General features: G+C 60.7%; 15 protein-coding genes. 5 read left to right on the top strand and 10 right to left on the bottom strand.

Annotated features, from left to right (window positions below; translation table 11 throughout):
* The first annotated feature begins 104 nt into the window (after positions 1-104).
* Genes pdhA through B5V00_RS06510 form a run of 3 tightly spaced genes read left to right on the top strand, consistent with a single transcriptional unit; the run spans position 105 to position 3,401 of the window.
* Positions 105-1,187, top strand: a complete 1,083-nt coding sequence (pdhA, locus tag B5V00_RS06520; protein WP_085009965.1) for a pyruvate dehydrogenase (acetyl-transferring) E1 component subunit alpha — start codon at positions 105-107, stop codon at positions 1,185-1,187.
* A complete protein-coding gene (locus B5V00_RS06515) occupies positions 1,180-2,142 on the top strand; it encodes an alpha-ketoacid dehydrogenase subunit beta (protein WP_085009964.1) in 963 nt (320 codons plus the stop codon). The genes pdhA and B5V00_RS06515 overlap by 8 nt, the downstream gene beginning before the upstream one ends.
* The gene (locus B5V00_RS06510) at positions 2,139-3,401 is read left to right on the top strand and encodes a dihydrolipoamide acetyltransferase family protein (RefSeq protein WP_245803922.1); all 1,263 of its coding nucleotides are present in this window, start codon (positions 2,139-2,141) and stop codon (positions 3,399-3,401) included. The genes B5V00_RS06515 and B5V00_RS06510 overlap by 4 nt, the downstream gene beginning before the upstream one ends.
* A 237-nt stretch (positions 3,402-3,638) precedes the next feature.
* Here the strand turns inward: B5V00_RS06510 and B5V00_RS06505 are convergent, their stop codons facing one another.
* Complete coding sequence (locus tag B5V00_RS06505) at positions 3,639-4,778, bottom strand: Glu/Leu/Phe/Val family dehydrogenase (protein WP_085009963.1); 1,140 nt, start codon at positions 4,776-4,778, stop codon at positions 3,639-3,641.
* A 120-nt stretch (positions 4,779-4,898) separates the two neighbouring features.
* Between B5V00_RS06505 and B5V00_RS06500 the strand changes: the two genes are divergently transcribed.
* Positions 4,899-5,252, top strand: a complete 354-nt coding sequence (locus tag B5V00_RS06500) for a hypothetical protein (RefSeq protein WP_085009962.1) — start codon at positions 4,899-4,901, stop codon at positions 5,250-5,252.
* A 32-nt stretch (positions 5,253-5,284) separates the two neighbouring features.
* On the opposite strand, the gene B5V00_RS06495 is transcribed toward B5V00_RS06500, so the two are convergent.
* The 9 genes from B5V00_RS06495 to B5V00_RS06455 all read right to left on the bottom strand — a co-directional run bounded on the left by B5V00_RS06495 (position 5,285) and on the right by B5V00_RS06455 (position 21,783).
* Complete coding sequence (locus B5V00_RS06495) at positions 5,285-6,472, bottom strand: HD-GYP domain-containing protein (RefSeq protein WP_085009961.1); 1,188 nt, start codon at positions 6,470-6,472, stop codon at positions 5,285-5,287.
* Complete coding sequence (locus B5V00_RS06490) at positions 6,469-8,646, bottom strand: HEAT repeat domain-containing protein (RefSeq protein WP_085009960.1); 2,178 nt, start codon at positions 8,644-8,646, stop codon at positions 6,469-6,471. The genes B5V00_RS06495 and B5V00_RS06490 overlap by 4 nt, the downstream gene beginning before the upstream one ends.
* 135 nt (positions 8,647-8,781) lie before the next feature.
* Positions 8,782-11,064, bottom strand: a complete 2,283-nt coding sequence (locus B5V00_RS06485) for a serine protein kinase PrkA (RefSeq protein WP_085009959.1) — start codon at positions 11,062-11,064, stop codon at positions 8,782-8,784.
* On the bottom strand, positions 11,061-12,677 hold the full coding sequence (locus B5V00_RS06480; protein ID WP_085010043.1) for a SpoVR family protein: 1,617 nt from the start codon (positions 12,675-12,677) through the stop codon (positions 11,061-11,063). The genes B5V00_RS06485 and B5V00_RS06480 overlap by 4 nt, the downstream gene beginning before the upstream one ends.
* A 510-nt stretch (positions 12,678-13,187) precedes the next feature.
* Positions 13,188-14,558: a DUF444 family protein gene (locus B5V00_RS06475; RefSeq protein ID WP_085009958.1), complete on the bottom strand. Its 1,371-nt coding sequence runs from the start codon at positions 14,556-14,558 to the stop codon at positions 13,188-13,190.
* A 29-nt stretch (positions 14,559-14,587) separates the two neighbouring features.
* A complete protein-coding gene (locus B5V00_RS06470) occupies positions 14,588-16,651 on the bottom strand; it encodes a serine protein kinase (protein WP_085009957.1) in 2,064 nt (687 codons plus the stop codon).
* A 330-nt stretch (positions 16,652-16,981) separates the two neighbouring features.
* On the bottom strand, positions 16,982-19,036 hold the full coding sequence (gene fusA, locus B5V00_RS06465) for an elongation factor G (protein WP_085009956.1): 2,055 nt from the start codon (positions 19,034-19,036) through the stop codon (positions 16,982-16,984).
* Between the two features lie 12 nt (positions 19,037-19,048).
* Positions 19,049-20,878, bottom strand: a complete 1,830-nt coding sequence (locus B5V00_RS06460; protein WP_085009955.1) for a TIGR04442 family protein — start codon at positions 20,876-20,878, stop codon at positions 19,049-19,051.
* Between the two features lie 98 nt (positions 20,879-20,976).
* Positions 20,977-21,783 carry a GPMC system MBL fold metallohydrolase gene (locus tag B5V00_RS06455; RefSeq protein ID WP_281249663.1) on the bottom strand — a complete coding sequence of 269 codons (807 nt, stop codon included), beginning with the start codon at positions 21,781-21,783 and terminating at the stop codon, positions 20,977-20,979.
* Positions 21,784-22,096: 313 nt separating this feature from the next.
* On the opposite strand from B5V00_RS06455, the gene B5V00_RS06450 reads away from it, so the two are divergent.
* Positions 22,097-23,434, top strand: a complete 1,338-nt coding sequence (locus tag B5V00_RS06450) for a hypothetical protein (protein ID WP_085009953.1) — start codon at positions 22,097-22,099, stop codon at positions 23,432-23,434.
* Positions 23,435-23,450 lie beyond the last annotated feature (16 nt).

The following is a 23,450-nucleotide window of genomic DNA, read 5'->3' as shown; positions in this document are numbered from 1 at the left end:
TCCGATAGACTCTAGGTAGAACCCGCGGCGGTATTGAGATCGAGGTTTCTGCCCTGCTCCCGAGTCTCGCGGGGGCTCCGCCCGGGTTGGCGAAAGGCCGCAGGATGTCGAAAAAGATCATTGCCTCTTTCACTGTTTCCCGCCTGGAAATTCTTGATGAACAGGGTCGCGTTGACGCCGAGCTGATGCCTGACCTGACCGACCCCGACCTGGTACGTCTTTATGAGCTGATGCTGCTGACCCGGCAATTTGATCAGCGTGCCCTGCACCTGCAGCGCGAAGGTCGGCTCGGCACCTATCCTTCGGTTCTCGGCCAGGAGGCTTCCCAGGTCGGCAGCGCCTACGCGCTGCAGAAAAGCGACTGGTTTTTCCCCGCCTTTCGGGAACTCGGCGTGTTTGTCACCCTCGGTTATCCGCTGGCCGAGATCTACCAGTACTGGAATGGCGATGAACGTGGCCTGCTCTGTCCCGAGCAGCTCAACATCTTCCCCATCTGCATCGCCGTCGGCACCCACATCCCGCATGCGGTCGGCGCCGCCATGGCCGCCCGTTACCGCGGCGACCCGATTGCCACCGCCTGCTATTTCGGTGACGGCGGCACCTCCAAGGGAGACTTCCACGAGGGGTTAAACATGGCCGGGGTGTTCCAGGCGCCGGTGGTCTTCATCATCCAGAACAACCAGTGGGCGATTTCGATCTCGCGCAACCACCAGACGGCCGCCGAGACCCTGGCGCAGAAGGCGATCGCTTACGGCATTCCCGGCATCCAGGTGGACGGCAATGATGTTCTGGCGGTTTACCAGGCCACCCGCGAGGCGCTGCAGCGGGCCCGCAGCGGTGGTGGTCCGAGCCTGATCGAGTGCGACACTTACCGTATGGCCGACCATACCACCGCCGACGATGCCGCCCGTTACCGTGACCCGGAAGAGGTTCAGCGCTGGCAGCGGCGTGATCCGTTGTTGCGCATGCGACGTTTTCTCGCCGACCGCGGGTTGTGGGATGACGCCCGCCAGCAGCAGCTGGAAACGGAGATCGACGCACGGCTCGACCGGGCGGTGGCCCGCGAGGAGGCGACCCCGCCGGCCCGAGCCCGGGATATTTTCGCCTATACCTGGACGGAAATGACCCCGCGCCAGAAGCGACAGCTGCAGCAGCTGCGCGATCTTCGGGAGTTGGATCATGGCTGAGATGAATATGGTTCAGGCCATCAACCTGGCTCTTCGCGAAGAGCTCGAGCGCGATCCGGATGTTGTGCTGCTCGGTGAGGATGTCGGTCGGGACGGCGGGGTTTTTCGCCTGACCGAGGGGCTGTACGAGGCGTTCGGAGAAGAGCGGGTGATCGACACGCCGCTGTCCGAATCGGCGATTATCGGGGTTGCCATCGGCATGGCCGCTTACGGGCTGAAACCGGTGGCTGAAATCCAGTTTCTCGGTTTTACCTATGGCGCCATCGAGCAGCTTTTCAGTCATGCCGCCCGTTTGCGCAGTCGATCCCGAGGCCAGCTGCACTGCCCGCTGGTGGTCCGTACTCCTTATGGCGGCGGGGTCAAGGCGCCGGAACTGCACGAGGAGTCGAGCGAAGCGATGTTCTGCCACATGCCCGGTCTCAAGGTGGTGGTTCCCGGTTCTCCCTGGTATGCCAAGGCGCTGCTTCAGGCCTCGATTCGCACTCCTGATCCGGTTCTTTTTCTGGAACCGACCCGTCTTTATCGACTGTTGCGGGAGGACGTTCCGGCAGGCGATCTTCCCGTCGAGCTCGGTAAGGCGCGCATTGCTCGTCCCGGTGATTCGGTGACGGTGGTTGCCTGGGGAAGCATGCTTGAGAAGAGTCTGCGGGCCGCTGCGGGCTTTGATGCCGAGGTCATTGACCTGATGACCCTCAATCCGTTCGATGCTGAAACTATTCTTGCTTCGGTACGCAGGACCGGGCGGCTGGTTGTGGTTCACGAAGCGGCGCAGACCGGCGGATTCGGAGCCGAGATCGCCGCCACCGTGGCCGAGGATGCGATCCTCTCTCTCAAGGCGCCGATCCGTCGCGTGACCGGCTGCGACGTTATCCCGCCGCTGCCGTTGCTGGAGGATTACAACGTGCCGACGGCGAAGCAGATTGCCGGGGCGATCGCGGAGGTGCTGGCGTTTTGAAGGAATCCCTGTTTGAATTCATTCTGCCTGACCTGGGTGAAGGGGGTGTCGAGGCGGAAATCCGTGCCTGGCACGTTGCCGTCGGCGAGCGGGTCAAGGAACATCAAAGCGCCCTGGAGGTGGAAACCGACAAGGCGGTGGTTGATGTACCGGTGCCGCGTGCCGGGATCATCCGTACCCTCAACCACGAGGTGGGAGACCGGGTTCCGGTCGGCAGTGTGTTGTTGACCATCGCGACCGGTGAGTTCGAGGCGGATAGCGTGCCGGCACCTGCGGCCGGGGCCGTCGTCTCTCCGGTCAGGAAATCACAGGGTATTGTCGGTGTTCTGCCGGAGGCGCCGTCGGCTGGACCGCCGGAAGGGCCCGTGACCGAAGCCCCGGTCGTTTCCGGTGAGAAGAAGGCTGTTCCGCTGCGCGCTCTGCCGCGGGTACGGGCGCTGGCGAAAGCGCGCGGGGTTGCCCTGGAGACACTCCGTGGCAGCGGCCCGGACGGGCGGATCACTGAAGAGGATGTTCTCACCGCCGCCGGTGCCGAACCTTCCGGGGACGCGGGCGATAGCGGCAGGCGCGTCCCTCTTGCCGGGTTGCGACGTCGCATCGCCGAACACCTGCTTGAGGCGCAGCGCCGCACTGCGTTTGTCACCACCATGGCGGAAACCGATGTCACCCGTCTCTGGACGCTCAAGGCCCGTCAGCGGGACGAGCTGGCCGGGCGGGGCGTCAAACTGACCTTGCTGCCCTTTTTCATGAAGGCGACCCAGCATGCGCTGGCCGAATTCCCGCGGCTTAATGCCCGGGTTGATGAAGCCGCCGGCGAGATCGAACTGCTGGCGGAGTGCCACCTCGGAGTGGCGGTCGACAGCCGGGAAGGGCTGCTGGTCCCGGTGGTGCGGGATGTCGGGACCAAGAGCGTGGTCGATCTGGCGATTGAACTGCAGCAGCTGGCCGAGCAGGCCGAGAGCCGGTCCCTGAGCCGTGAACAGTTGCAGGGCAGCACCTTCACCCTGACCAACTTCGGCAGCTTCGGCGGCAGCTTCGCCACCCCGGTGATCAACTATCCCAACGTCGCCATTCTCGGCTTCGGCGGGGTCAGTGAAAAACCCTGGGTGGTCGAAGGCGAGATCGTCATCCGCCGCATTCTGCCCCTTTCACTGACCTTCGACCACCGGGTCCTCGACGGCGCCGAGGCGACCCGCTTCCTGGTGCGGGTCGGGCAGTTCCTGGAAGATCCGGGACTGCTGTTCATCGAGAGTGTCTGAATCTTTCCTGGAGAAATTATGAAAGGCGGCCTCGCGCAGAGACGCCGAGATGCACAAAAAATCCCCCTTCAGGAAAGGGGGGGAAACAACCGCATATCGTGCCTCCCCCCTTTTTCTAAAGGCGGGCAGGGGGGATTTCAACCAGTCGACCAGATCCAATCCCCAGGTTTTCAACTCTGCGTCTTCGCGCGAAGCCGGTTTTCCGGGGATTCGTGTTGAAGCGTGTCCGTCGTCAGCCTATCCCAGCAACCGGTCCCTGGCCTGTTCGATCAACCGGGCGGGATGGGGCGGCGGCGGGGTCCGCATCGCATCGAGGACCCGCCGGAGAGCGATCTCTTCGGCGGCGCGACGCGGCAGGACCTGCTTTTTCCTGCTGAGATCCAGGATCTCTGCGGTGTTGTGGTGCAGGTTGTCGCGGATCTCCTCGAACGCCTCGTCCTCGGTTTTTCCATAATATTCCGCCGCTGCCATGATCAGTCCGCCGGCGTTGGCGATAAAGTCGGGAACCACCAGCACACCGCGCGCGGCGAGCAATTGTTCGGCTTCGATCGTCGCCGGGATGTTGGCGCCCTCGAGAATCATCCGCGCTCGGACTTGTGCCTGATTGTCGGCGCGGATGACATCGGCGGTTGCCGCCGGGACGAGGATGTCGCAATCAATGCCGAAGATCGCCTCCTGCGGCAGCAGCTCTCCACCGGCGGCGGCGACCATGTTCTCGTTCCGGCGGTGGGCTTCGAGGGCCGCGTTCAGGTTGAGTCCCCCGGCGGCAAAGGCGGTGCCCTGGCGATCGCTCAGGGCGACCAGGATCGCGCCCCGCTCGACGAGAAAGCGGGCCGCCGCGCTGCCGACATTGCCGAAACCCTGGATCGCCACCCGCGCTCCGGCCAGGGGCAGGTCGATATGCCGACAGGCGATTTCGGCGCAGGCGGCCAGGCCGAATCCGGTGGCGCCGAGTTTGTCGAGCGGCAGTCCGCCGAGTTCTTCCGGCAGCCCGGCGACCCTGCCGATTTCATCCTTGATCCAGGCCATCATGGTCTCGTTGCTGCCCATGTCCGGCGCCGGGATGTAGTCGTCGAGGCGGGCGATCATGCGGGCGAAGCTGCGTACGATCGATTCGATATCCGGGTTGTCGGCCGCGGCGATGATTCCCGATTTCCCGCCACCGAGGTGCAGTCCGGCGGCGGCGCTTTTGTAGGTCATGGTGCGGGCCAACCGCGCGACTTCAGAGAGGTTGACTTCGGGAGTGATGCGGACCCCGCCGAGGGCCGGGCCGCGTGCCGTATTGTCGATCACGACAAAGGCGTGAAATGGAATCCGGGGGTCGTAGAGCTGCAGGATTTTGGTCGGCCCGAGGTTGTCGTAACGAATCTCGTTCATATTTAAAGCATAGCACCTGGCAGCCTGTTCGCGAGTGTCCGACCAGACGATATAATGAATTCAGGAAAATAAACCGATAGGTTAGAGAGAGAGAGATTTCGCGTCCGATGGGAGGTAACGATGAAATACGGATGGCTGTTGCCGGGGCTGGTGCTGCTGGTCAGTTGTGCCGCGCCGCAGGTTCCCTCGCCGGCTGACAGGGCGGTTGAACGCTGGCGGGGAAAACCGATTGCGCGCGTGATCGACAGCTGGGGGCCTCCTTCGGAAAAACAGGAGACTGCCGAAGGCGAGGTTTATAGTTGGGAAGCCAGTGCCTACCAGGCGTCCAACATCCCGGCCAACCTGGCACCGGGAACCACCTACGCCTATGGTCCTCGGCGGGAGTTGAATTGCCGGGCGGTCTTTGAAGTTGACAATGCCGGGATCGTGACCAAGGCCGAGTGGCAGGGCTATGAATGTTACGGGCTGCCTTGAGCCCGCCCTGAACCCACTGATTCAGGTGACCTTCAACTGCTGCTGGTGACCCGTTCGAGGACGCGCAGGAAGTTGTGTGCCAGCTGAGGGTGCAGCTGGCTGCCCGCCATCTGCAGGATCATCTGGGAAATCTTGTGAATCTGCATCGATCCCCGGTAGGAGCGTTCGGTCCGCAGGGCGTCGAAAACGTCGGAGACGGTTGAAATCTGGCTGGCGATGTTTTGTCGCCAGCCATGTCGGGGGGACGGATAGCCCTGATTGTCGTAACGCATGTGGTGCTCATAGGCGACCACCACCGCCAGTCGCGGGATACCCGGGGTGTTGAGCAGGTAGCGCGCGCCGTCGGCCGGGTGCCGGCGCATGATCTCCCATTCCTCGGGGGTTAAGTCACTCTCCTTGGTGATGATTTCGTCGGGAATGAACAGTTTGCCCATGTCGTGCAGCATGGCGGCGACGCCGATATCATGCAGCAGTTGGCCCTCGATGCCGAGTGCCATGGCCTGGGCGATGTTGAGGGTGCAGACATTGATCGAATGGGTGAAGGTGTATTCATCCAGTTCCCGCAATGGAGCCAGGGCGAGGAAGGATCCGGCTTCGTTGGTGAAGGCCGAGACGAAGCGAGCGACGATTTCCGAGATGCCGATGGCATGCAGCTGGCGGCGGGTCTTGACCGCTTCACAGATTTCAGCGAAACGTGCCAGCTCTTCGGCGTCAACTTCCTCAATCCCTTCCAGGCCGGAGGCTTCCTGCAGGTCTTCAATACGGAAATTGCTTTCATCGATTTCATCGCCAGGTTGGCGTTCCCCATCCTCCTTGTGGGTATAACGCAGCTCGACCCGTCCCAGCCGCAGATGCTCACCGGCCCTGATGACCGCGTCACGGCGGGCGTTGACCAACTGGCTCACCAGATCGAGGATCTCTTCTGTTTCGAGCCCGGGCAACAGCTTGATATGTGCAATGCCGTGCCGACGCAGTTGGCGGGCGAGGCGGTCGATATACATGCCGCGGCCCAGGGAGTGTCGCTGGGCGATCAGTTCATCTTCGACGAACAGCAGTGAGACTCCTTCGTCGCCTGTTCTTGAAAGGGGCAGTGCCTGTCGTGCCTGTTCGCAGAGTCGGGTGACCTGGCGGTGCTCGCTGCTGTAGAGTGTCGCGGTGGCGATCGCGGTGGAAAGATGACGGACGAAATCGAGAATCGGCTGACGGTCGTAGCGGCTCATGACGTCCTCCGCTGCAGGGTCTTGAGCAGTGCGTCCGCCTGTTCTCCGAGGTCACCGCCGCCGGCCGCCAGCAGCTCGAGAATTTCCCCGACCTCTTTATGGGGATAACTGCGGAGGGAGAGGATGATGTGCTGCTTGAGGCGCAGCCAGCGACCGCCGTGCAGCAGGCTCCGGGTCTGCAGAACCCGTTCCAGAACCGGCAGGGCCGCGGGATTGCCGAACGGTTCGAGAGCATCAACTACGGCCGTTTTCAGGGCGAACCCGTCGGCGGACTGGTCTTTGATTTCCAGCAGTCGCAACAGGCTGTCGAACAGCTCCGGGTTGAAACTGCCGTCGAGCTGGCGTATCGCTTGCCATTGACGGTCGCGGTCACCGCTGTCCAGTTCCCGGGCGAGGTACAGGTTGGCCTGGGGATCGTTGAACTGGCGCAGGGTTTTGAAAACCTCGACCCGGACTTTCGGGTGCGGATGGTTGATCAGGGACCGGATGCCGTGCAGGGTGACCGGGTCGTTGAGCCGCCGCAGCAGAGCGACCAGGTTGCGGACCACGTACCAGCGGCTGTCGCGCAGGTGCAGCATCACCGGTTCACGAATGGCATCCCCCATTTCTTCCAGTCGATCGAGATAGTAGCGGCGCAGCGACATCCGTTTTTCGACCGCCATGCGGTTGATCAGCGGTTCGATGAAAGGTGTCCCGATCTTGCGGATCAATTCGGTGATGGCAGCGAACTTGTCCTTGCCCCAGATGCTCATGGCGGCGAGGATCTCTTCGAGAAAACTGTTGTCGGCCAGTAGTTTGGTCAGATCGGTGCTGCCGTTGCATTTTGCCGACCGGTTCGGTCCCCTCTGCAGGCCGACCAGGTAGTCGAATTGGCCGGTTTCGAGAAAATATCTCAACAGTTCCAACAGGATCTGCCGCAGTTCTTCCCGGTCCTGTTCGCTGCCCTCCTCGTTTCCCAGCAGGTCGATGACCACGTTGCAGACCTGACTGTCGACCGGCTCGGCGGAAATTTCCGCGCGCAGTTCTTCGACCGCCCTGCCCTCCAGGGGCGGGATATCATCCATGGAGACGATGCTGTGCAGCAGGTGCTGATAGGTGCCGGGAATGAAGCGGTCGGGATCGTCTTCACGGAACAGCGAACGCAGGTGTTCTCCCAGTTCGGCACTGGAGATCGCTTCTCCGACCTGTTCGGTTTCCTTCGAGGTGTGCTGGGAGAGTTTGCCGAGCAGGTTCATGATGGTCGGCGGGATGGTCAGGCGTTTCTCGTTGACATCCTCAAGGGCGGAGAACAGGGCATCGCTGGAGAGGTGAGTCAGCACCTCTTCGGCCAGTTCGTTCTGCGCGCCGAGAGTATTGAAGGTGCTGGAGAGAAACTGGCGGCGCAGTTCGGGGCTGAGACCGTCGACGAAGCTGCCGAGCTTGCCGAGGGCTTCGGTACGGTAACTCTGGCTGCGGCCTTCAAGATCGAGTTCCTGCAGAAAGGAGGTGATGGTCTGTTCGTAGCTGGCCAGCACCTCTTCCTGGTCCGCTCCCTCACGGCGACGACTGAGGTATTCGGCGACCAGGGCCGGATCGACGGTGGCGTTCCTCTTCAGGTCACCGTCGGGGCTGAGATCGCCCGCGATCAGTCCGCTGACAAAACGGTCCCAGAGCGATTCGGACTTCTCTTCTTCGAGGAGGGCGTCGCTGGACCCGATTTCATCTTCGTCGGTGACGCTGAAGGAGTTGTAGTCGATGAAGGTGAGGTTGAGGTGCGGCAGATCGAGATCACGGCAGATTTCAACCAGGCCGCCCCGTTCCGCCAGGTCCTCGGGCCGCTGGACGCTCAGCTCCTGGAAACGCAGCAGCTCGTCGTGCTCCAGCCCGCGCCGGAAGGTCAGTCCGGCAAGTCCGAGGTTGAAAAGTTCGTTGGCCAGTTTACGGTAGACAGCGTTGCGTTGATCGAGGGCCGATCCATGGACCAGCAGCGAGCGGCGGGTGATGCCGAGGGTCAGGGCGTCGCGGAATTCGAGCAGTTGCCGCAGCAGGCTGATCAGCTGTTCGGCGGATTTTTGAATCTGCGGATGGCCGGCGGGGTAGGCCAGGCAATGCTGCCGGGAAATGTTCAGCGCGTAGATGAATTTCGACAGGATCTTGGTATCGAAATCAAGATTTTGCGGAGTGTTCTCCGCCATGACAGCCTCCGGCGATTGCAGTTTTGCTTCCAGCGCGGTTTGCGCTCACAACGGCCACAGGATACACCAACCGCAGTTGTCGGATAAATGTTTTTCCGCTTGGCTGTCGGATAGTTGGCGCGTTTAATCCTCTTCTCAGCTGCGGGTGAATTTATGTGCCAGCTGATTGTCGATGACGTACATGCAGACTTCGCGGGCGCCCTTTTTCGAGTATTGATGCCGCTGACAGAGATTGCTCATCAGGTAGCTGACATCGTCACGGATCCTGCGGTCATAAGTTTTAAACGCCTCACGCTCGAAATCTTTGATTGCGCGACGGAAATTCTCGTTGTCCAGAAACGGATCAAGGGCCTGCTCCTTCAACTTGGCGACATAGCGTTCGTGCAGTCGACCGTAGAGTTCGGTCTCGCTGAACGCCTTGCCCTCGGCGAGAATCTCCTGGGTGAGGGTGCGGGCGGTGTATTCTTTCTGTGTTTCGCGGCGGAAGCGGGCACGCGTTTCGGCATCGGCGTCGCTCTCCAGCAGGCGATTTTCGATGGTGCGCAGAAAATCCTCACTGATTTCGAGACGCTCTCCGGTAAAGCGGTTGGTCGCCTTGCTGCCGATCTCGTAGTTGAGAGCGAACAGGTAGTTCTGGATATCGCGCGAGATCTGCTCCTCGTTGTAGTAGTAGAGCGATTCCTTGACCTCCTGCAGCACCGTGTAGTCGTACATCGACAGTAACGACTCCATGAAGCCCTCCGGCAGGGCTTCGCTCAGTTCCTTGTGAATTTTGGTGAAGAAGCGCCGGATGATGGTCATGTCGATCAGCTGGTCCTTGCGGGCGTAGGTCGAGAAAAGGTCGTTGAAGATACGCAGTGAATCACGGCCGGAGATGCCCTTGAAGCCTTCCTGTTCCGATTCGGCGATAATGCGTCGACGGCGCTTGGCGGTCAGTCGTCGGCGGTCTTCCGGGGTGATCCACTCGGGGATGTAGCCGGTATAGATTTCCATCTTCAGCAGCAGCAGGTTCTTGTCGCAGTAGAGGGCGTACTTGTCCGGTTTCTCGATCCAGTCGAGCATCGCCTTCGAGGTTGGATTGAGACGGGTGGCGATGATCACCCGGGCGAAGTTGTGCAGCACCCGCGGCAGAAATCCTTCATCGATATGCTTGCCGAAAATATGGCGATAGATTTCCACTTCGGTCTGCAGGTCGAGAACATAGGGGATCTTGATGGTTTCGATGCGGTCGGTGAAGGACTGGAAATCTTCGATGTTGCTCCGGTCCTCGGGGTTGAGCAGGGCGATGAAGAGGGAGTTTACATTTTCTTCGATATCTTCGACCTTGTGCACCCGCTCGCTGATGATGTTGTGAAGTTCGATGAAGCGGTCGCGGTTGTGTGACTTGATATCCATCAGCGCGTAGATGCCGTTGTTGGTCTTGGCGTAGCGCGAGTAGATGTAGCGTACCTTGTTGCTGTCGCGCAGCAGGTCGTCGATGCGTGACTGCAGGATCGGGTTGGTGAGGACGTTTTCCTTGGCCGGAGCGTCTCCGGGGTTGAAGACGCTGATGCCCTCGCCGAGGCGCCGGTTGAACTGGTAGGGACGGACATGGATCAGCTTGAAGACTTCCGCCGGACTGCCGAGCTTGCTCAGCAACGCGCGATAGAGGGAGGAGCAGATGGTGCAGCAGCGGTCCTTGAAAACCCACTCGTACTCCTTTTCGGTAAAAACCTTGTACTTGCGCTTGGTGTTGGCAAAGAGGTCGTCGATGAAAGAGCGGCGTACCTCTTTGGGAACCACCAGGATCGGGCTGTCGTGGCTTGGGCAGGGCACCTCGATCGCCTGCCCCTCCCGGTTTTGACTGCGGATGATTTCGTTCTGCAGCTGGGAGGTCTTGTCAAGCATCTGCGACAGCCGGCTCAGCAGCTGGCTGGTTTCGTGGTCCTCGAATTGTCCCAGCAGTTCCCGGTCGAGCCGCCAGACAACCTCATAGCGGCGTCCCTCGCTGCTGTTGGCGTAGTTCTCGAATTTCTGCAGCAGGTTGTTCAGAAAGGTGCTTTTGCCGCTGCCGTGCGGCCCTTCGAAGATATAGACCTTGTTCTGCTGGGTACTGCGCTTGAAGGTTTCGGCCAGGTCGATCAGCCGGTTGGCGAACAGGCGGTCGGCGAAGAAGGGCCGATCGGTATTTTCGGCGAACAGCCGCCGACAATCGTAGGCCATGTAGTGGATCGATTCGGGATCGTCGGCGTATTCATCCTGCCCTACTTCGACATGTGATTTGAGCAGATCATGGAACAGCTGAAAGATGTTGCGCATCGTCTGCTCTGGATTACGGGTCAGGATCTCCAGGTATTCCGCGAAGGGGATGGTGCGCTCCTGATCGCGCAGATCCTGGTGTCGACTGATGTTGGCCAGGGCCTGTTCGATTTTTTTCATACGGTCCCCATCGTTTCGCGTTTCAGTTCCCGGTTGTGCATCCGGTAGCGGACCCGCTGCCATTTGATCTCCCGCGGTTTGCCCGCCTCGGCCGGGGGGGCCGGGCTCGCTTCGTGGGTTTCCAGTTCGACCGGATTGCCCCACAGGTACTCCAGCCCGAGCATGGTTCCAGTGATGTAGTCCCGTACCAGTTGCTTGCCTTCGAAAGTATGCTTGAGGCGCAGGGTGCCGTCGCCGTTGTCGTTGTTGATTACGATGTGCGGCGGATGGTAAAGGGACGCCAGCAGCATCTGACGGTAGTCTTCGGCACGGCGGCTGCCGACCCGGTATTCCCATACCATGCGCTGCTGATTGAGGGTTTTCTCGGTGACGAACAGCTGGTGATGGTCAACGAAATCCTGGTCGACGAACTGGTTGATGAACATGAAGTCGCAGTAGTTTTCACGCAGGGTGAAGATGCTTTCACGTCCCCTGCCGAGTTTGCGGTCGTAATCGCGGCGCTGCTGCTGGTCGGCCAGTTGCTGAAACTCCCAGCTCAGCTGCCCCTTGTCGGCCCGTTGTTCGATGTCCTGAAACAGGCGCAGGCCGAGAGCATAGGGGTTTATGCCGACCCGCGGCAGGGAGGTGACCTTGGCGTTGACTCGGGCAAACTCGACCTCGTGGCTGCAAATCCGGTCATCGGCGAGGAACAGCTTTTCGTGCCAGTAGCTGGCCCAGCCTTCATTCATGATCTTGGTGCGGATCTGCGGTTGAAAGTAGAGACTGGTTTTGCGTACCACGTGCAGGATCGACTGCATCCACTTGTTTTCATCGCGGTTGAGGAACTCGGAGTTCTCCAGCAGGTAGAGGAGCAGATCCTGCTTCTGTACCGGACTCTTGTCCCCCTGTTTCTGGTAGATGGCTTCAAATTCGGGATAGGTTTTGGCGGTGTCGGCGAAAAAGGTCTCTTCGCACATCTCGCCGCAGTCGCGGATGCAGGTGTTGAAACGTTCGATCTCTTCCATGAAGGCGCTGGTTTTCATCTTCTGAATCTGCTGCAGGAAGACATCGAAATAGAAATTGACCTTGGGCGAGGGCTGATTGACTGCAGTGCGGTGGCGGCGGGAGAGCAGCCCGTGGTAATCGACCAGGTTGTCGATACCGCGGGCGAATTCAATCACGTAGTCGACCCAGCGGCCGTGCCGGGCGCGCAGCGAGGCGATCAGCCGCTTGTCGGCCAGCGCCTGGCTGGTGAAGTCGTAGTCCCAGGTATGGCGGAAGAAGTGATTGTTCTGGAAGAAGTCGATATGCGCCAGCACGTGATAGAAGATCATCACGTTCAGCCAGTCCGGGTTGTTGTCGTTGTAGAAGGAGATCGCCGGGCGGGTGTTGATCACCGTCTCGAAGGGGTTGTTGGGATAGAGTTCATACCGGCCCCGTTCGCGCAGCACCTCGACATCATGCACCCAGTAGTCGTAGAGGGTCGGGATCATGTTTTTCGGCGTCAGGTCGAGCAGATCCCGGTTGGTGACAATGTACTCCAGGGACTCGTCCTGAAAGCTCAGACCGGCATCGCGGGCGCGCTGCTTGCAACCTTCCATGATTGATTTTGTATGCTGATCAACCAGCTCCATAACTACCGGGGAGCGGTTCTTTTCCGCCGACTCTGCGTCAGGCATCGCTCGGGCTTCTCGACGTAGCTTCCGCTACGCCTCCTTCACCCTCTCTCACCTTCCTTGATTCGACGAAAAATCCCTCGCTCCTGTGACCTTTCTTCTAGAGTGAACAATTCCTTGTGTTGCCAGTGCGCGGTCCGCGTCAACGTAGCTTCCGCTACGCCTCCTTGATCCGTGCTCGGCGCCTTGATCTCACGAAAAAATCCTCGCTCCTGTGACCTTTCTTCTAGAGTGAACGATTCCTTGCGTTGCCTGTGCGCGGTTTGTGTCGACGTAGCTTCCGCTACGCCTCCTTCACCCTCTCACCTTCCTTGATTCGACGAAAAATCCTCGCTCCAATTGCCTTTCTGCTTGAGAAATTCCAGTTTTTAATGCCCACTTTCCTTGCGCCTTGCGCCTTGCGCCTTGCGCCTTGCGCCTTGCGCCTTGCGCCTTGCGCCTTGCGCCTTGCGCCTTGCGCCTTGCGCCTTACTCCGATATCAACTTCTTGATCCCCTCGATGATGCGGTTTTCGTCGCTGCTCTCGCTCATGGTGTCCTTGCGCAGCAGGTCGACGGCGTCGTCGAGCAGGCCCGATTTGCGCAGGTACTTGTCGACTTCGGTATTGCCGGTGTCGGTGTAGGCATGTTCGGCGATGGTGATCCCGACCCGGTTGGCGTAGCGCAGCATCCGTTTCAGTTCGGGGATGGTCTTTTCTCCGCTGGTGTCCCAGTCGTCGCCGTCGGTGCCGTGGAAGACATAGATATTGTAGTCGCGTGCCAGGCTCTCCTGCTCGACGATGTCGTTGACCAGGCGGTAGGCCGAAGCGACCTCGGTGCCGCCGGCGACCTTGGAGTTGTAGTAGGTGTAGAAATCCTCGACTTCCTTGGCCGTGGTGTCGTGAAGGATGAAACGGGTCTCGACCTGGCGCTGGTACTGGTAGAGCAGCCAGCTGTAGATCAGCACGTGCTGGGTACAGACCAGTTCGGTCGCTTTGCCGCCCATCGAGCCGGAGTAGTCGCGGACGAAGAAGACCACCGCCTGCGATTCGTAGTCCTTCTCCCGGGAGAGGATGCGGTAGATCTTGTCGTTGGGAGCGATGATGAAGTCGGCCGGGTCGATGTCGCCGACATCAGGCACCCGTCCCAGGCCGATATTGGTTTCAAGGATGCGGCGCAGGGTCGCTTTCTTGTCGAGGACCTGGCCGAAACCGCGGTTCTTGTCGGTCAGGTCGTAGGTGTAGCGGGTCAGGGACCGTTTCTTGCCTTTGTCCTTGAGGTTGGGCAACTGGAACTGTTCGGTGAGGATGCGGCCGAGGTCATAGGCGCTCGATTCGAGTTCATGGGCGCCGCCGCTGCCCTGGCCGGCCTGGCCGGAGCCTTCGCCCCCCTGGCGGACCGGCTGTTCGCCGATCACTTCACCCTCTTCGCCTTCGCCGGACCCCCCTGATCCCGAGCCCTGCTGTTCCTGCTGGATGCTGGGGTCGTGGAGGAATTTTTCCTCGACGGTGGTCGGCACCACCACCACCTTGTCGTCATCGCCGCGTCCCGGCCGGATCATGCGGCCGACACGGATTTTCCGCGGGAACCCATCCTCTTCGCGTTGGCGGTCCCGTTCCAGCAGGTCATCGAGGGAGCGGATGCGGGTGACGTAACCACCACTCGGGTACCCGATGCTCTGCAACATGGCCAGGTCCTGCCAGGCGTAGAGATTTTCGGGAAAGGGGACCGTCGCCTCGGGGAGAGACGGCAGACCGTGTTCGCCGTCATCCTCGATTTCGCGCCGGATCATCTCCTCCTGCCGCGCGTTCAGCCCGCGGCGGCGCAGTTGCTGGTAGCGGTGCCATAGATCCCGTTTCATGCGAACATCTTTCCGCCCCGGATCGGGGTTCAGGATTCATCCTCCTGGGTGCAGAAGTACTCGATGGTCTTCTGCGCGCAGGTTCGACAGTAGCCGAGCTTGTCGAGCATGGTGCTGATCATCCGGTCATAGAGTTTCTGGTTCTCTTCGTTGGTACGGTTGGCCAGCGCCCCGACCAGGCTGCCGGCGCCGGCGATGTCCGATTTCAGGCGCACGTCGGTGACCGCCTTGACCAGTTCGAGGTTGTCCATGAAGTCGTAGTTGGGATCGAGCGAAATCTTCTGCCCGTAGATCTTGCGGATCGCGGTGCGGAAGGTCTCCCGCTGTTCCTCGGTCTTCAGCCCCAGCAGCTCCTCGACGCTCTTGATGAAGCGCTCATCAATTTTCAGCGCCCGCAGCTCGCCGCTCTGCGGGTCCTTGTATTTCCACATCTTGTCCGGACCGAGGTTCTCGGCATCGATGCCGATGATCATGTTGACATAGTTCAACACGTCCTTGCGGATCGCCAGCGGTTCGTCCATGTAGGCGTTGAACATTTCGGTCATCACCCGTTCACGGTAGAGGCTGCGGGCGATCTTGAGATCTTCCAGGTACTTGGCGCGGTCATTGGCGTCGGAGACATAATCGAGCACCACTCGTTCCAGGGCCGGGAAGATGTCGATGGCGACCATGCAACGGCCTTCGTTGGTCTCGGAACTTTCACCGAGCAGTTGTACGGCACGGCCGAGGTTGCGCTGGCCGAGTCCTTTCTGGCCGAAACGCTTGGTGATGTCGGGGTTCTGGTTGAGAGTGTCGATCACCTCGGCCAGGGTCTTGATGCTCTTTTCCCCGGCCACTTCGCCGGCGGCCAGTTTCATGGTTTCGATCGGGGTCAGCTTCTCTGAGCGCGGCAGCCGGGAGAGGACCACGGCTGCCGAGATGGCATAGTTCAGGTTCGGATCCTGGTGCAGATCCTCCTTGGTCAGAGTCGTCTTGGTCTGCGAGCCGATAGCGTAGGTGGTCAGCTCGGCCTGGCGGCGGTAATCGGTGTTGTGCGAGACGTAGCAGACCCGGCAGCGGTCGACGATCGGCGCCTCTTCCTTTTCAGCCAGGAAACGGTTGAACTCGGAGTTGTTGCTGGTGGCGATGATCAGGGTGTCGATCGGCCATTTGTAGCCGTCGATTTCGATGGTGCGGTTCTGGATCACCCCGAGGTAGACCTGGACCAGGTCTTTCTTGTTCTTGAAGATTTCGTCGGAGAAATGGATGCCGCCGCCGGCCACACGCGCCAGGGCCCCGCGCCGCAGGTCGAAGCGGTAGGGGTTGTTGGTGTCGGTGATGTGCAGCAGCCGCTGGATCGATTCCTCGCCGAGCAGGTCGACGGCCGAGGAGGTGATCTTGTCCTTGGCCGAGTATTTACCGGTCAGGGTGCCGAGGCTTTCGGTCATCGGTACCGGAACGATCTCGATAAACTTGAGCATTTCGTCGAGTTTGCCGTCGGTGTGGCGGCGGATGTCGTTCCAGATGTACTCGCTGCAGGCTCCCAGCGGGCGGTAGGCGGCGTAGAACTGGTCGATCTCGGTGTCGCTGAAGCCGCCCTTTTCGGCCAGAAAACCCTGGCTTTCTTCGCGGGTTTCACCGATGTTCATGGCCAGTATCATCGGGTCCTCGTAGGTCTGGGACTCGATATTCTTCAGTCGGCCGTAGCTGCCGAGCCGGTCGATTCCCTTGAAAACGAAGGTGTGCTTGCGGTTCTCGGGGCGACTCAGGAACCGCCGGTAGCAGTCGCAGAGATATTCGACGAAGAAGGTCTTGCCGTTGCCCGGTTCGCCGACCAGGACAAAGGCCATTTCGGCTGATGATCCCCCCTCGGCGGCATCCTTGGCGAAGGAGACGAAGCTGTTGATTTCGTCGAACATGCCGATCACGTGCTTGCCGCCCCGGCGGAAAATCTGGAAATCGTAGGTCGTTTTGCCGTTGACCACCACCTTCTCGATATCCTGTTCGAGGATCATCCGGGCGACCCCCTGAACGGCATTTTCGAAACGTTGCTTACCGGTTTTGACGGCCTTGATGTGATTGACCAGGGTTGGAGCGGTGTGTCGTTGAGCCATGGTTTCGCCTCCTGGAAGTGTTCCCGCGACGGCAGTGCGTGGTACCGAAAAGTATAGCCGGAAATCTTCCGTTTGCGAGGCGATGTAGCTGTTACCTGAATCAGTGAGTTTCTGTTGGATGGAGAGTGCAAGTGCTTGGCCTGAATGAGATTTCCAAAAATCTGAAGCGCACCCATAGGTTCGCTGGTGATTTTTGGGAAGCTCAGGCAGATCAATGACTTGTGCTATCCGCCGACAAGGAGCTCACTGATTCAGGTATTATTCCATGAGGATTGGTTTTCTTCGGAGCAGATGGGAGCCGTCGCGATGGAGGAGAGAGAACTGCTGCTTTCAGGCCAGTCCGAAGCGCTGCTGGGTTTCGTCGGGGGCCCGGTCGAAATGGGAGAACTCCATCGAGAAGGTGCCGCGGCCGCGGGTGGCGCTGCGCAGTTCGGTCATGTAGCCGAACATTTCCGAGAGGGGTACCCGCGCCCGGATCAATTCCATGCCGCCCTGGGGAGTCATTCCCTCGACCTGTCCACGTTTCTGCTGCAGTGAACCGAGAACCTTGCCGGCGAATTCTTCCGGGGTGGTAATCTCCAGCATCATCAACGGTTCGAGCAGCAGGATTCCGGCATCGCGGGCGGCCATGGTCAAGCCGCGCTGGGCGGCGGCGCGGAGACCGGTTTCGGTGGTCACGCCGCTTTCGATCGGAACCTCGCGCGCCTCGACACGCAGGTCGGTCAGGGGGTAGCCGGTGCGGGCTCCCGCCCGGCAGGCCAACTCAAGGCTCTCTTCGAGGGCGCTGCGCCATTCCGCGGGGAGCAGTTCTTCCTTCGGCAGCTCGATAATCACGCCCTCGCCGCGCGCCAGCGGGGTCAGGGCCAACAGCACATCTCCTGCCTGGATTTTCCCCTCTGTCTCGCGCTGGAAAATCTCGCGGTGTTCAACATTTCGACGGATACTCTCACGGTAGACCACCTGTGGCCGGCCGGTGATGACGGCGACGCCGAAGTCATCGGCAAGGCGGCGGGTGACCACTTCGAGATGCAGCTCGCCCATGCCGGTGAGAATCGTCTGCCCGGTCTCCTCGTCCTCGTGGACACGAAAAGTCGGGTCCTCCCACTGCAGCTTCTCCAGCGCCGGAAAGAGCTTGTCGCGGTCATCGACGCCCTTCGGTTCAACCGCCAGGGACACCACCGGTTCCGGGATGCTGAGGCCGCTCAGCACCAGCGGCTGTTCGGGAGCGCAGAGGGTGTCGCCGGTCAGGGACTCCTTCAGCCCGGCCGCGGCAACGATATCCCCGGCCCGGGCACCGGTGAGTCGTTCGCGTTTGTGGGCGTGCATGCGGAACAGCCGGGCAACCTTTTCTTCCTTCTGCAGCCGGCTGTTGAAGATGCTGTCGCCGGGCCGCAGGCGCCCGGAGTAGAGGCGCAGATAGGTCAGTTTGCGTCCTTCGTCGGAGAGCACCTTGAAGGCGAGGGCGCAGAGGGGCTGCTCCGGGTCGCAACGGACCTCCCGCTGCTGTTCCACGTCGGTCAGCAGATGGGCGGTGGCCGGCGGGATGTCCAGGGGGGAGGGGAGATAGTCGCCGATGGCGTCGAGCAGCGGTTGAATTCCCTTGTTGCGCAGTGCCGAGCCGAGCAGTACCGGGAAGATGCGTCCGGCGATGGTGCCGCGACGCAGGGCCGGGCGCAGCTGATCGGCACTGACCTCCTCTCCGTCGAGGAAGGCGTTGAGAATCTCCTCGTCGAAGTCGGCCGCGGTTTCGACCAGGCGCTCGCGGGCCTGCTCGACCTGTGCGCGCAAGGTTTCGGGGACCGGTTCCGCGATGGTCGGCCGGTCATTGTCGAAACGGAACGCCCGGCGTTCAAGCAGGTCGATGATGCCGTTGAATTCGGTTTCGCTGCCGATCGGCCATTGCAGCAGCACCGGCCGTGCCTGCAGTTGCTCCCGCATCTGCTGCAGCACCGCTTCGAAATCGGCACCGACGCGGTCCATCTTGTTGATCAGGCAGATGCGCGGTACCCGGTAACGGTCCGCCTGACGCCAGACCGACTCGCTCTGTGGCTGGACCCCTTCGACGGCGCTGAAGATGGCCAGAGCCCCGTCGAGGGCGCGCAACGAACGTTCGACCTCGATGGTGAAGTCAATGTGTCCGGGGGTGTCGATGAGGTTGAACCACCAGTCGCGCCAGCGGCAGCTGGTGGCGGTGGCGGTGATGGTGATGCCGCGCTGCTGTTCCTGCTCCATCCAGTCCATGGTCGCCGAACCGTCATGGACCTCGCCCATCTTGTGAATTTCACCGGTGTAGAAGAGAAAACGTTCCGAGACGGTGGTTTTGCCGGCATCGATATGGCTGATGATGCCGAAGTTGCGCAACTGGTCGAGGGGCGGCTGGCTCATTGGTGGTCCTGTTCAGGGGTTGAGCCCCTTGCGGATCTGGTTGAGACTTTCCGGGTTGAGCTGGTTGAGTTCGAAATATTCCCGTTCCAGTTCTTCGACATAAAAACGGTCGAGACCGCTGTTGTCGAGAAAATCTTCACGCAGCGAGGCATCCCGGGCGGCGACGATTTCCGGCAGCAGGTTGTGCAGGTAGATGGCTTCTTTCTTGATGTTGACCACCACGTCGCGGAACAGACCCTTGGGGATGTCGCCGTCGTAAAGTCCCTTGTTGGTGAATTCTTCGCTGATCTCCCGGCGCAGTGCTTCCTGCTCGGCGCGGGTGTTGTAGCGCGAGTAGAAGTTGCGGATGCGGTCTTTGACGTGGTCGAGCAGCTGGTGATAGAGACGCTCCTGCTCTGCGGTCCGGCGTTCCTTTTCCAGCAGCTCCTGGATGGTCATGCTGCCGTCGGCGATGGCGGCCAGGCCCTTGCGCAGGATCTCGACCTTGGTTCGTCCGTAGCGGCCGAGGTACTTGTTGTCGAGCAGGGAGAGGAAGAACAGTCGGTCGAAAAGTCCGGCGTCAAGTTCTTCGAAGGCGTTGCGGTTGCCGAGCAGGCTGCGGATTGCCTCCTCGCCGAGGTGCATCCCCTCCATGAAGGCGAGCTGACTGATGTGTGCCGAGACGCTGTCGTAGCGGTCGAAGAAGGTGACGATACGTGAAAAACTCTCCAGCAGGGAGAGATCCGCCCCGTCACGAATGCGCTCATCACAGGCCTTGCCGGTTTCCAGCAGCAACTGTTCAAACTGGTGGTCGCGGTTTTCACTCGCCTGGCGTTTGGCGTCGAGCAGCCGCAGCATGTCGTCGTTGGTGATGCCGGCGTCGATGTCAGCGTCCTGCAGCAGAATCCCTTCGAGAATCTGCCGGGTTTCGGCCAGGTAGTCATCCTTTTCGTCGAGATGGACCAGCTTGTCATGTTTGAGCATCTCGTCGAGAGTGTAGAACAGCGCCGAAGGAATCTTGTTGCGGACCGAGAGAGTTTTCAGTCGGGTCAGGCGGGCGTTGTCGGCGGTGCTGATCTCTCCGGCAAGGTTGCAGTCGATGAGGATGCTCCGGTATTCATCGACGATGCGGCGGTTGTCGGGATGTTTGTACATCACGTCGATACGGATGCGTTCCTGCTGATAGCGGTCGATCTGTAGATCCTCGGCCAGTTGTCTGAGGCGGTCGTAGTCCTCTTCGGAAATGCTTTTGTCGGCGAAATAGAGTTCGGCGAAGGTGTCGTGGTAGGCTTTGTGACGTTTGTGAATCAGCTTGATCAGATACAGGGCACTGCGGTGACCGAGGTACCCCATCAGCTCATCGAGCAGTTCGATGTCGTCGCCGTGCTGGACGTGGGGGCTGCGTTTGAGCTGTTTGCCAAGCAGGCGGGCGATCTCCTCCTGCTGCTCGCGGCGGCGGCCTGAAACCGAGCCGGAGAGGAAGAAGAAATAGTTGCAGACGGCGTTGCCTTCAAGAAAGATTTTGTCATAGCTGCTGCTGCCGTCGGTCCGGTCGGTGAAGAGCAGTTCATGCCGGTCGCTGTAGGTGGCGCCGTAGAGTGCCAGGCGGTTGCGGATATCGCCCTTGGCGAGATCTGCCAGCGGCTGGTCGACACCGAACATGTATTCGCAGAAAGATCCGCCGTTGCCGCGATGGCTGATGCCGTCGCTGCTGAGGACAAATTCGTTGCCGGGACTGAAAATCCTCAGTCCGTGACCATCCTGCTCATAGAAATAGCTCTGCCGGACGTCGCGGCCGGCGACACTGGCGAAATATTCGATGGTCTCGTCGAGGTGCCCGTGAAGGCGGATTTCCTGATGCATGGCGGCCTGAGGTGCCGGAAACAGAGTCCGGCGGGTTAGGGGCGGTTCCTGGAGCAGGGTTTCAAGTCTCCCCTATTAAACCTGAAAATCGCCGTGATTCAAGGGGCATGCTCCTGATCGGCAAGAGAAAAAGTCAACCGTTGCCCGTCGTAGGCGAAGCCGACTCCGGGCGGCAGTTCGGATTCGTGGCGATGATGATCGATCTCGTGGTTGAGATGGGTCAGCAGCGTGCGGCGGGCTCCGATCCGTCGGGCCTCGGCCACGGCGGCGGCAACATGGAAATGGGTCGGATGGGGGCGCAGCCGCAGGCCGTCGAGGATCAGCAGGTCGAGCCCCCGCAGCAGACCTCGCGAAGCGGCGGGGATTTCACTGCAGTCGGTGAGGTAGGCAAAGGGGCCGACGCGGTAGCCGGTGGCTTCGTCGTCCCCGTGGCGCAGGGGGATCGGGATCACCGGCAGGCCGAGGATGTCCTCCGGTTTTTCAAGAATCCGGGTTTCCAGCCGCGGGCGGTAACCCAGCTTGATGGCGGGGTCGAAGATATAGGGAAAAACCCGCCGCAGATGTTCCATGGCCGAGGCCGAACCGTACAGGGGGATGAGCTGCTGCTGACGATGGTTGAAGGGGCGCAGGTCGTCAATGCCGTGGACATGGTCGGCGTGGGTGTGAGTGTAGAGTACCGCGTCGATGTGATTGATCTTTTCCCGCAGCACCTGCTGGCGCAGATCGGTGGCGGTGTCGATCAGCAGGTTGCGGCCATGGTAACTGAGCAGGATACTGCAGCGGGTACGCCGATTTTCGGGAACCTCTGAACGGCAGACGGCACAGTCGCAGGCAGGCATCGGTACGCCGGGGCTGCCGCCGGAGCCGAGAATGATGATTTCAACCTCATGGGGTGCAATGGGCAAGAAGATTTCTCCTGTCGAGCAACTCGTGAATAGACGTCGGCAGACCGGTTTCCTGCCGGCCGACATGGTACTCGGGGCGAAGTTACGCAATTGTCATGCCGTCGGCACGGCATCGGGAAACAGGGCGAACGTTGAGCCGTGATGGTTGCTAACCTGATGATATCACAGGTGTCGGCAGGGGTGACGGGAGTATTCTCCATCGCATTTTCAGGTGTTGCCGGAGACTTTTTCGCAAAAAAACCGGGGGGCCGGTTGTCTGACCGGGCCGGGTGACGGCATAATAAACAGGATGTTGTCGGCCCGGTTAGCGGATATGCTGCCGGGGCAGAGAACCTTCCTGGAGATGAATGTGCCGCCGAAACCGCAGATCCCCCCTCTTTTTCTGTCGCGCTTCACCGTTGACGACAGCGCCCCGTTCCAGCGGCACCTCAACCGGCTTGAGGTGGAGATCGGCCAGGAGGATTACCGTCACCTGAAACGGGTGGAACTGCTCGAACAGCCGTTGACGGAGGCTGAAGCGGCGGCGATGCTGGATATCACCGAGCGGCTGCTGGCGACCACTCAGAACAATTACAACCGCAATCTGCTGATGTCGCTCGGAATCCGGGTGCTGCTCGATGAGGCCAGCTACCGGGTCTATTATCTCTGCGGTGACCGGACCATCCGCTTTGTGCCCCTGTGGCGGGAAAAGGTACTGAAGAAATTCTTCGGGGTCGTCCCCCTTGCCGACAGCGGTTGGCGCCCCTGCCGCAGTCTGCTGCCCGACTTCGAAGCGCGTTTCCTTCCGGACGCGGCCGGCGGCGCCCTGCTGCTGCGGCGTATCTCCGGCGGCGAGGGCCTGCCGCTGCTGACCGCGACCCATGGCCCTTACGATCCGCACACGCTGGAAGTGGCCCTCTACTTTCTGCGCACCGGCAAGGGGGGGGCGGCGACCGTCAATCTCGGTTTCGCCGGCCGCGAGCCGCTCACCGATGCCAACCTGCGGCAGTTGCAGAGCTGGGGCGTGCCTCTCAACCCCAGCAATATCGACGTCATCTACCCCTATGTCGATGAACATGGTCATCCCAACAGCTACAAGATGGAGAGTGGTCTGCGGCAGTTTATCCGTCAGCTCGGCATTGCCGAACCGCAGCTGATTCTCGACATCCACGGTTGTGTCGGGACCTGCCCGGAAGATCGCAAGGTGGTGGTCGGTCTGGGGGGACTGCCGCCGTTTTGTTCCTTTGCGGAACTGGGCCGGGTCGAACAACGGGGAGATATCCTGCATCTCTTCCCGGCGACGCCGCTGGAGCGGGGCCTGCATCTGGTGCGGGAGTTGTCGGAGGAGGTCTTTTTGCAGTTCTGCACCGCGTCCGGCTGCTGTTACCATTTTGCCGTACTCGGCGGGCTCCAGGCGTTGGGACGGCGGATCGATCTGCGCAAGGATATCGCCAGTCTGCTGAAAGGGGAGGAACGTACTTACCTGCCGGCCGACATGGTGCGCTGGCTTCCCGGTGCCGGAGCCAATGCCCTGCAGCGCATCGAAGCACGCAAGCTTCCTGGCGCCCCCCTCTGCCTGCACGTGGAAATTCCCACCGCGGTGCGGCGCAAGATGGTGGTCCGGCTGCAGGAGCTGGCGATTACCGACTCTCTCAGCTCAAGCGGGCTCTGACCCGGCACGGGGAACT

It is taken from the genome of Geothermobacter hydrogeniphilus, from assembly GCF_002093115.1.
Lineage (GTDB): Bacteria > Desulfobacterota > Desulfuromonadia > Desulfuromonadales > Geothermobacteraceae > Geothermobacter_A > Geothermobacter_A hydrogeniphilus.
This window is presented reverse-complemented; position numbering and strand designations above follow the sequence as displayed.

Excerpts from the sequence above, each read along its gene's own strand:
- B5V00_RS06460 (WP_085009955.1), bottom strand. The coding sequence starts at position 20,878 with ATGCATCAGGAAATCCGCCTTCACGGGCACCTCGACGAGACCATCGAA.
- fusA (WP_085009956.1), bottom strand. The coding sequence starts at position 19,036 with ATGAGCCAGCCGCCCCTCGACCAGTTGCGCAACTTCGGCATCATCAGC.
- B5V00_RS06505 (WP_085009963.1), bottom strand. The coding sequence starts at position 4,778 with ATGAACGAGATTCGTTACGACAACCTCGGGCCGACCAAAATCCTGCAG.
- B5V00_RS06485 (WP_085009959.1), bottom strand. The coding sequence starts at position 11,064 with ATGAAAAAAATCGAACAGGCCCTGGCCAACATCAGTCGACACCAGGAT.
- pdhA (WP_085009965.1), top strand. The coding sequence starts at position 105 with ATGTCGAAAAAGATCATTGCCTCTTTCACTGTTTCCCGCCTGGAAATT.
- B5V00_RS06470 (WP_085009957.1), bottom strand. The coding sequence starts at position 16,651 with ATGGCTCAACGACACACCGCTCCAACCCTGGTCAATCACATCAAGGCC.
- B5V00_RS06500 (WP_085009962.1), top strand. The coding sequence starts at position 4,899 with ATGAAATACGGATGGCTGTTGCCGGGGCTGGTGCTGCTGGTCAGTTGT.
- B5V00_RS06450 (WP_085009953.1), top strand. The coding sequence starts at position 22,097 with ATGCTGCCGGGGCAGAGAACCTTCCTGGAGATGAATGTGCCGCCGAAA.
- B5V00_RS06475 (WP_085009958.1), bottom strand. The coding sequence starts at position 14,558 with ATGAAACGGGATCTATGGCACCGCTACCAGCAACTGCGCCGCCGCGGG.
- B5V00_RS06490 (WP_085009960.1), bottom strand. The coding sequence starts at position 8,646 with ATGGCGGAGAACACTCCGCAAAATCTTGATTTCGATACCAAGATCCTG.
- B5V00_RS06495 (WP_085009961.1), bottom strand. The coding sequence starts at position 6,472 with ATGAGCCGCTACGACCGTCAGCCGATTCTCGATTTCGTCCGTCATCTT.
- B5V00_RS06515 (WP_085009964.1), top strand. The coding sequence starts at position 1,180 with ATGGCTGAGATGAATATGGTTCAGGCCATCAACCTGGCTCTTCGCGAA.
- B5V00_RS06480 (WP_085010043.1), bottom strand. The coding sequence starts at position 12,677 with ATGGAGCTGGTTGATCAGCATACAAAATCAATCATGGAAGGTTGCAAG.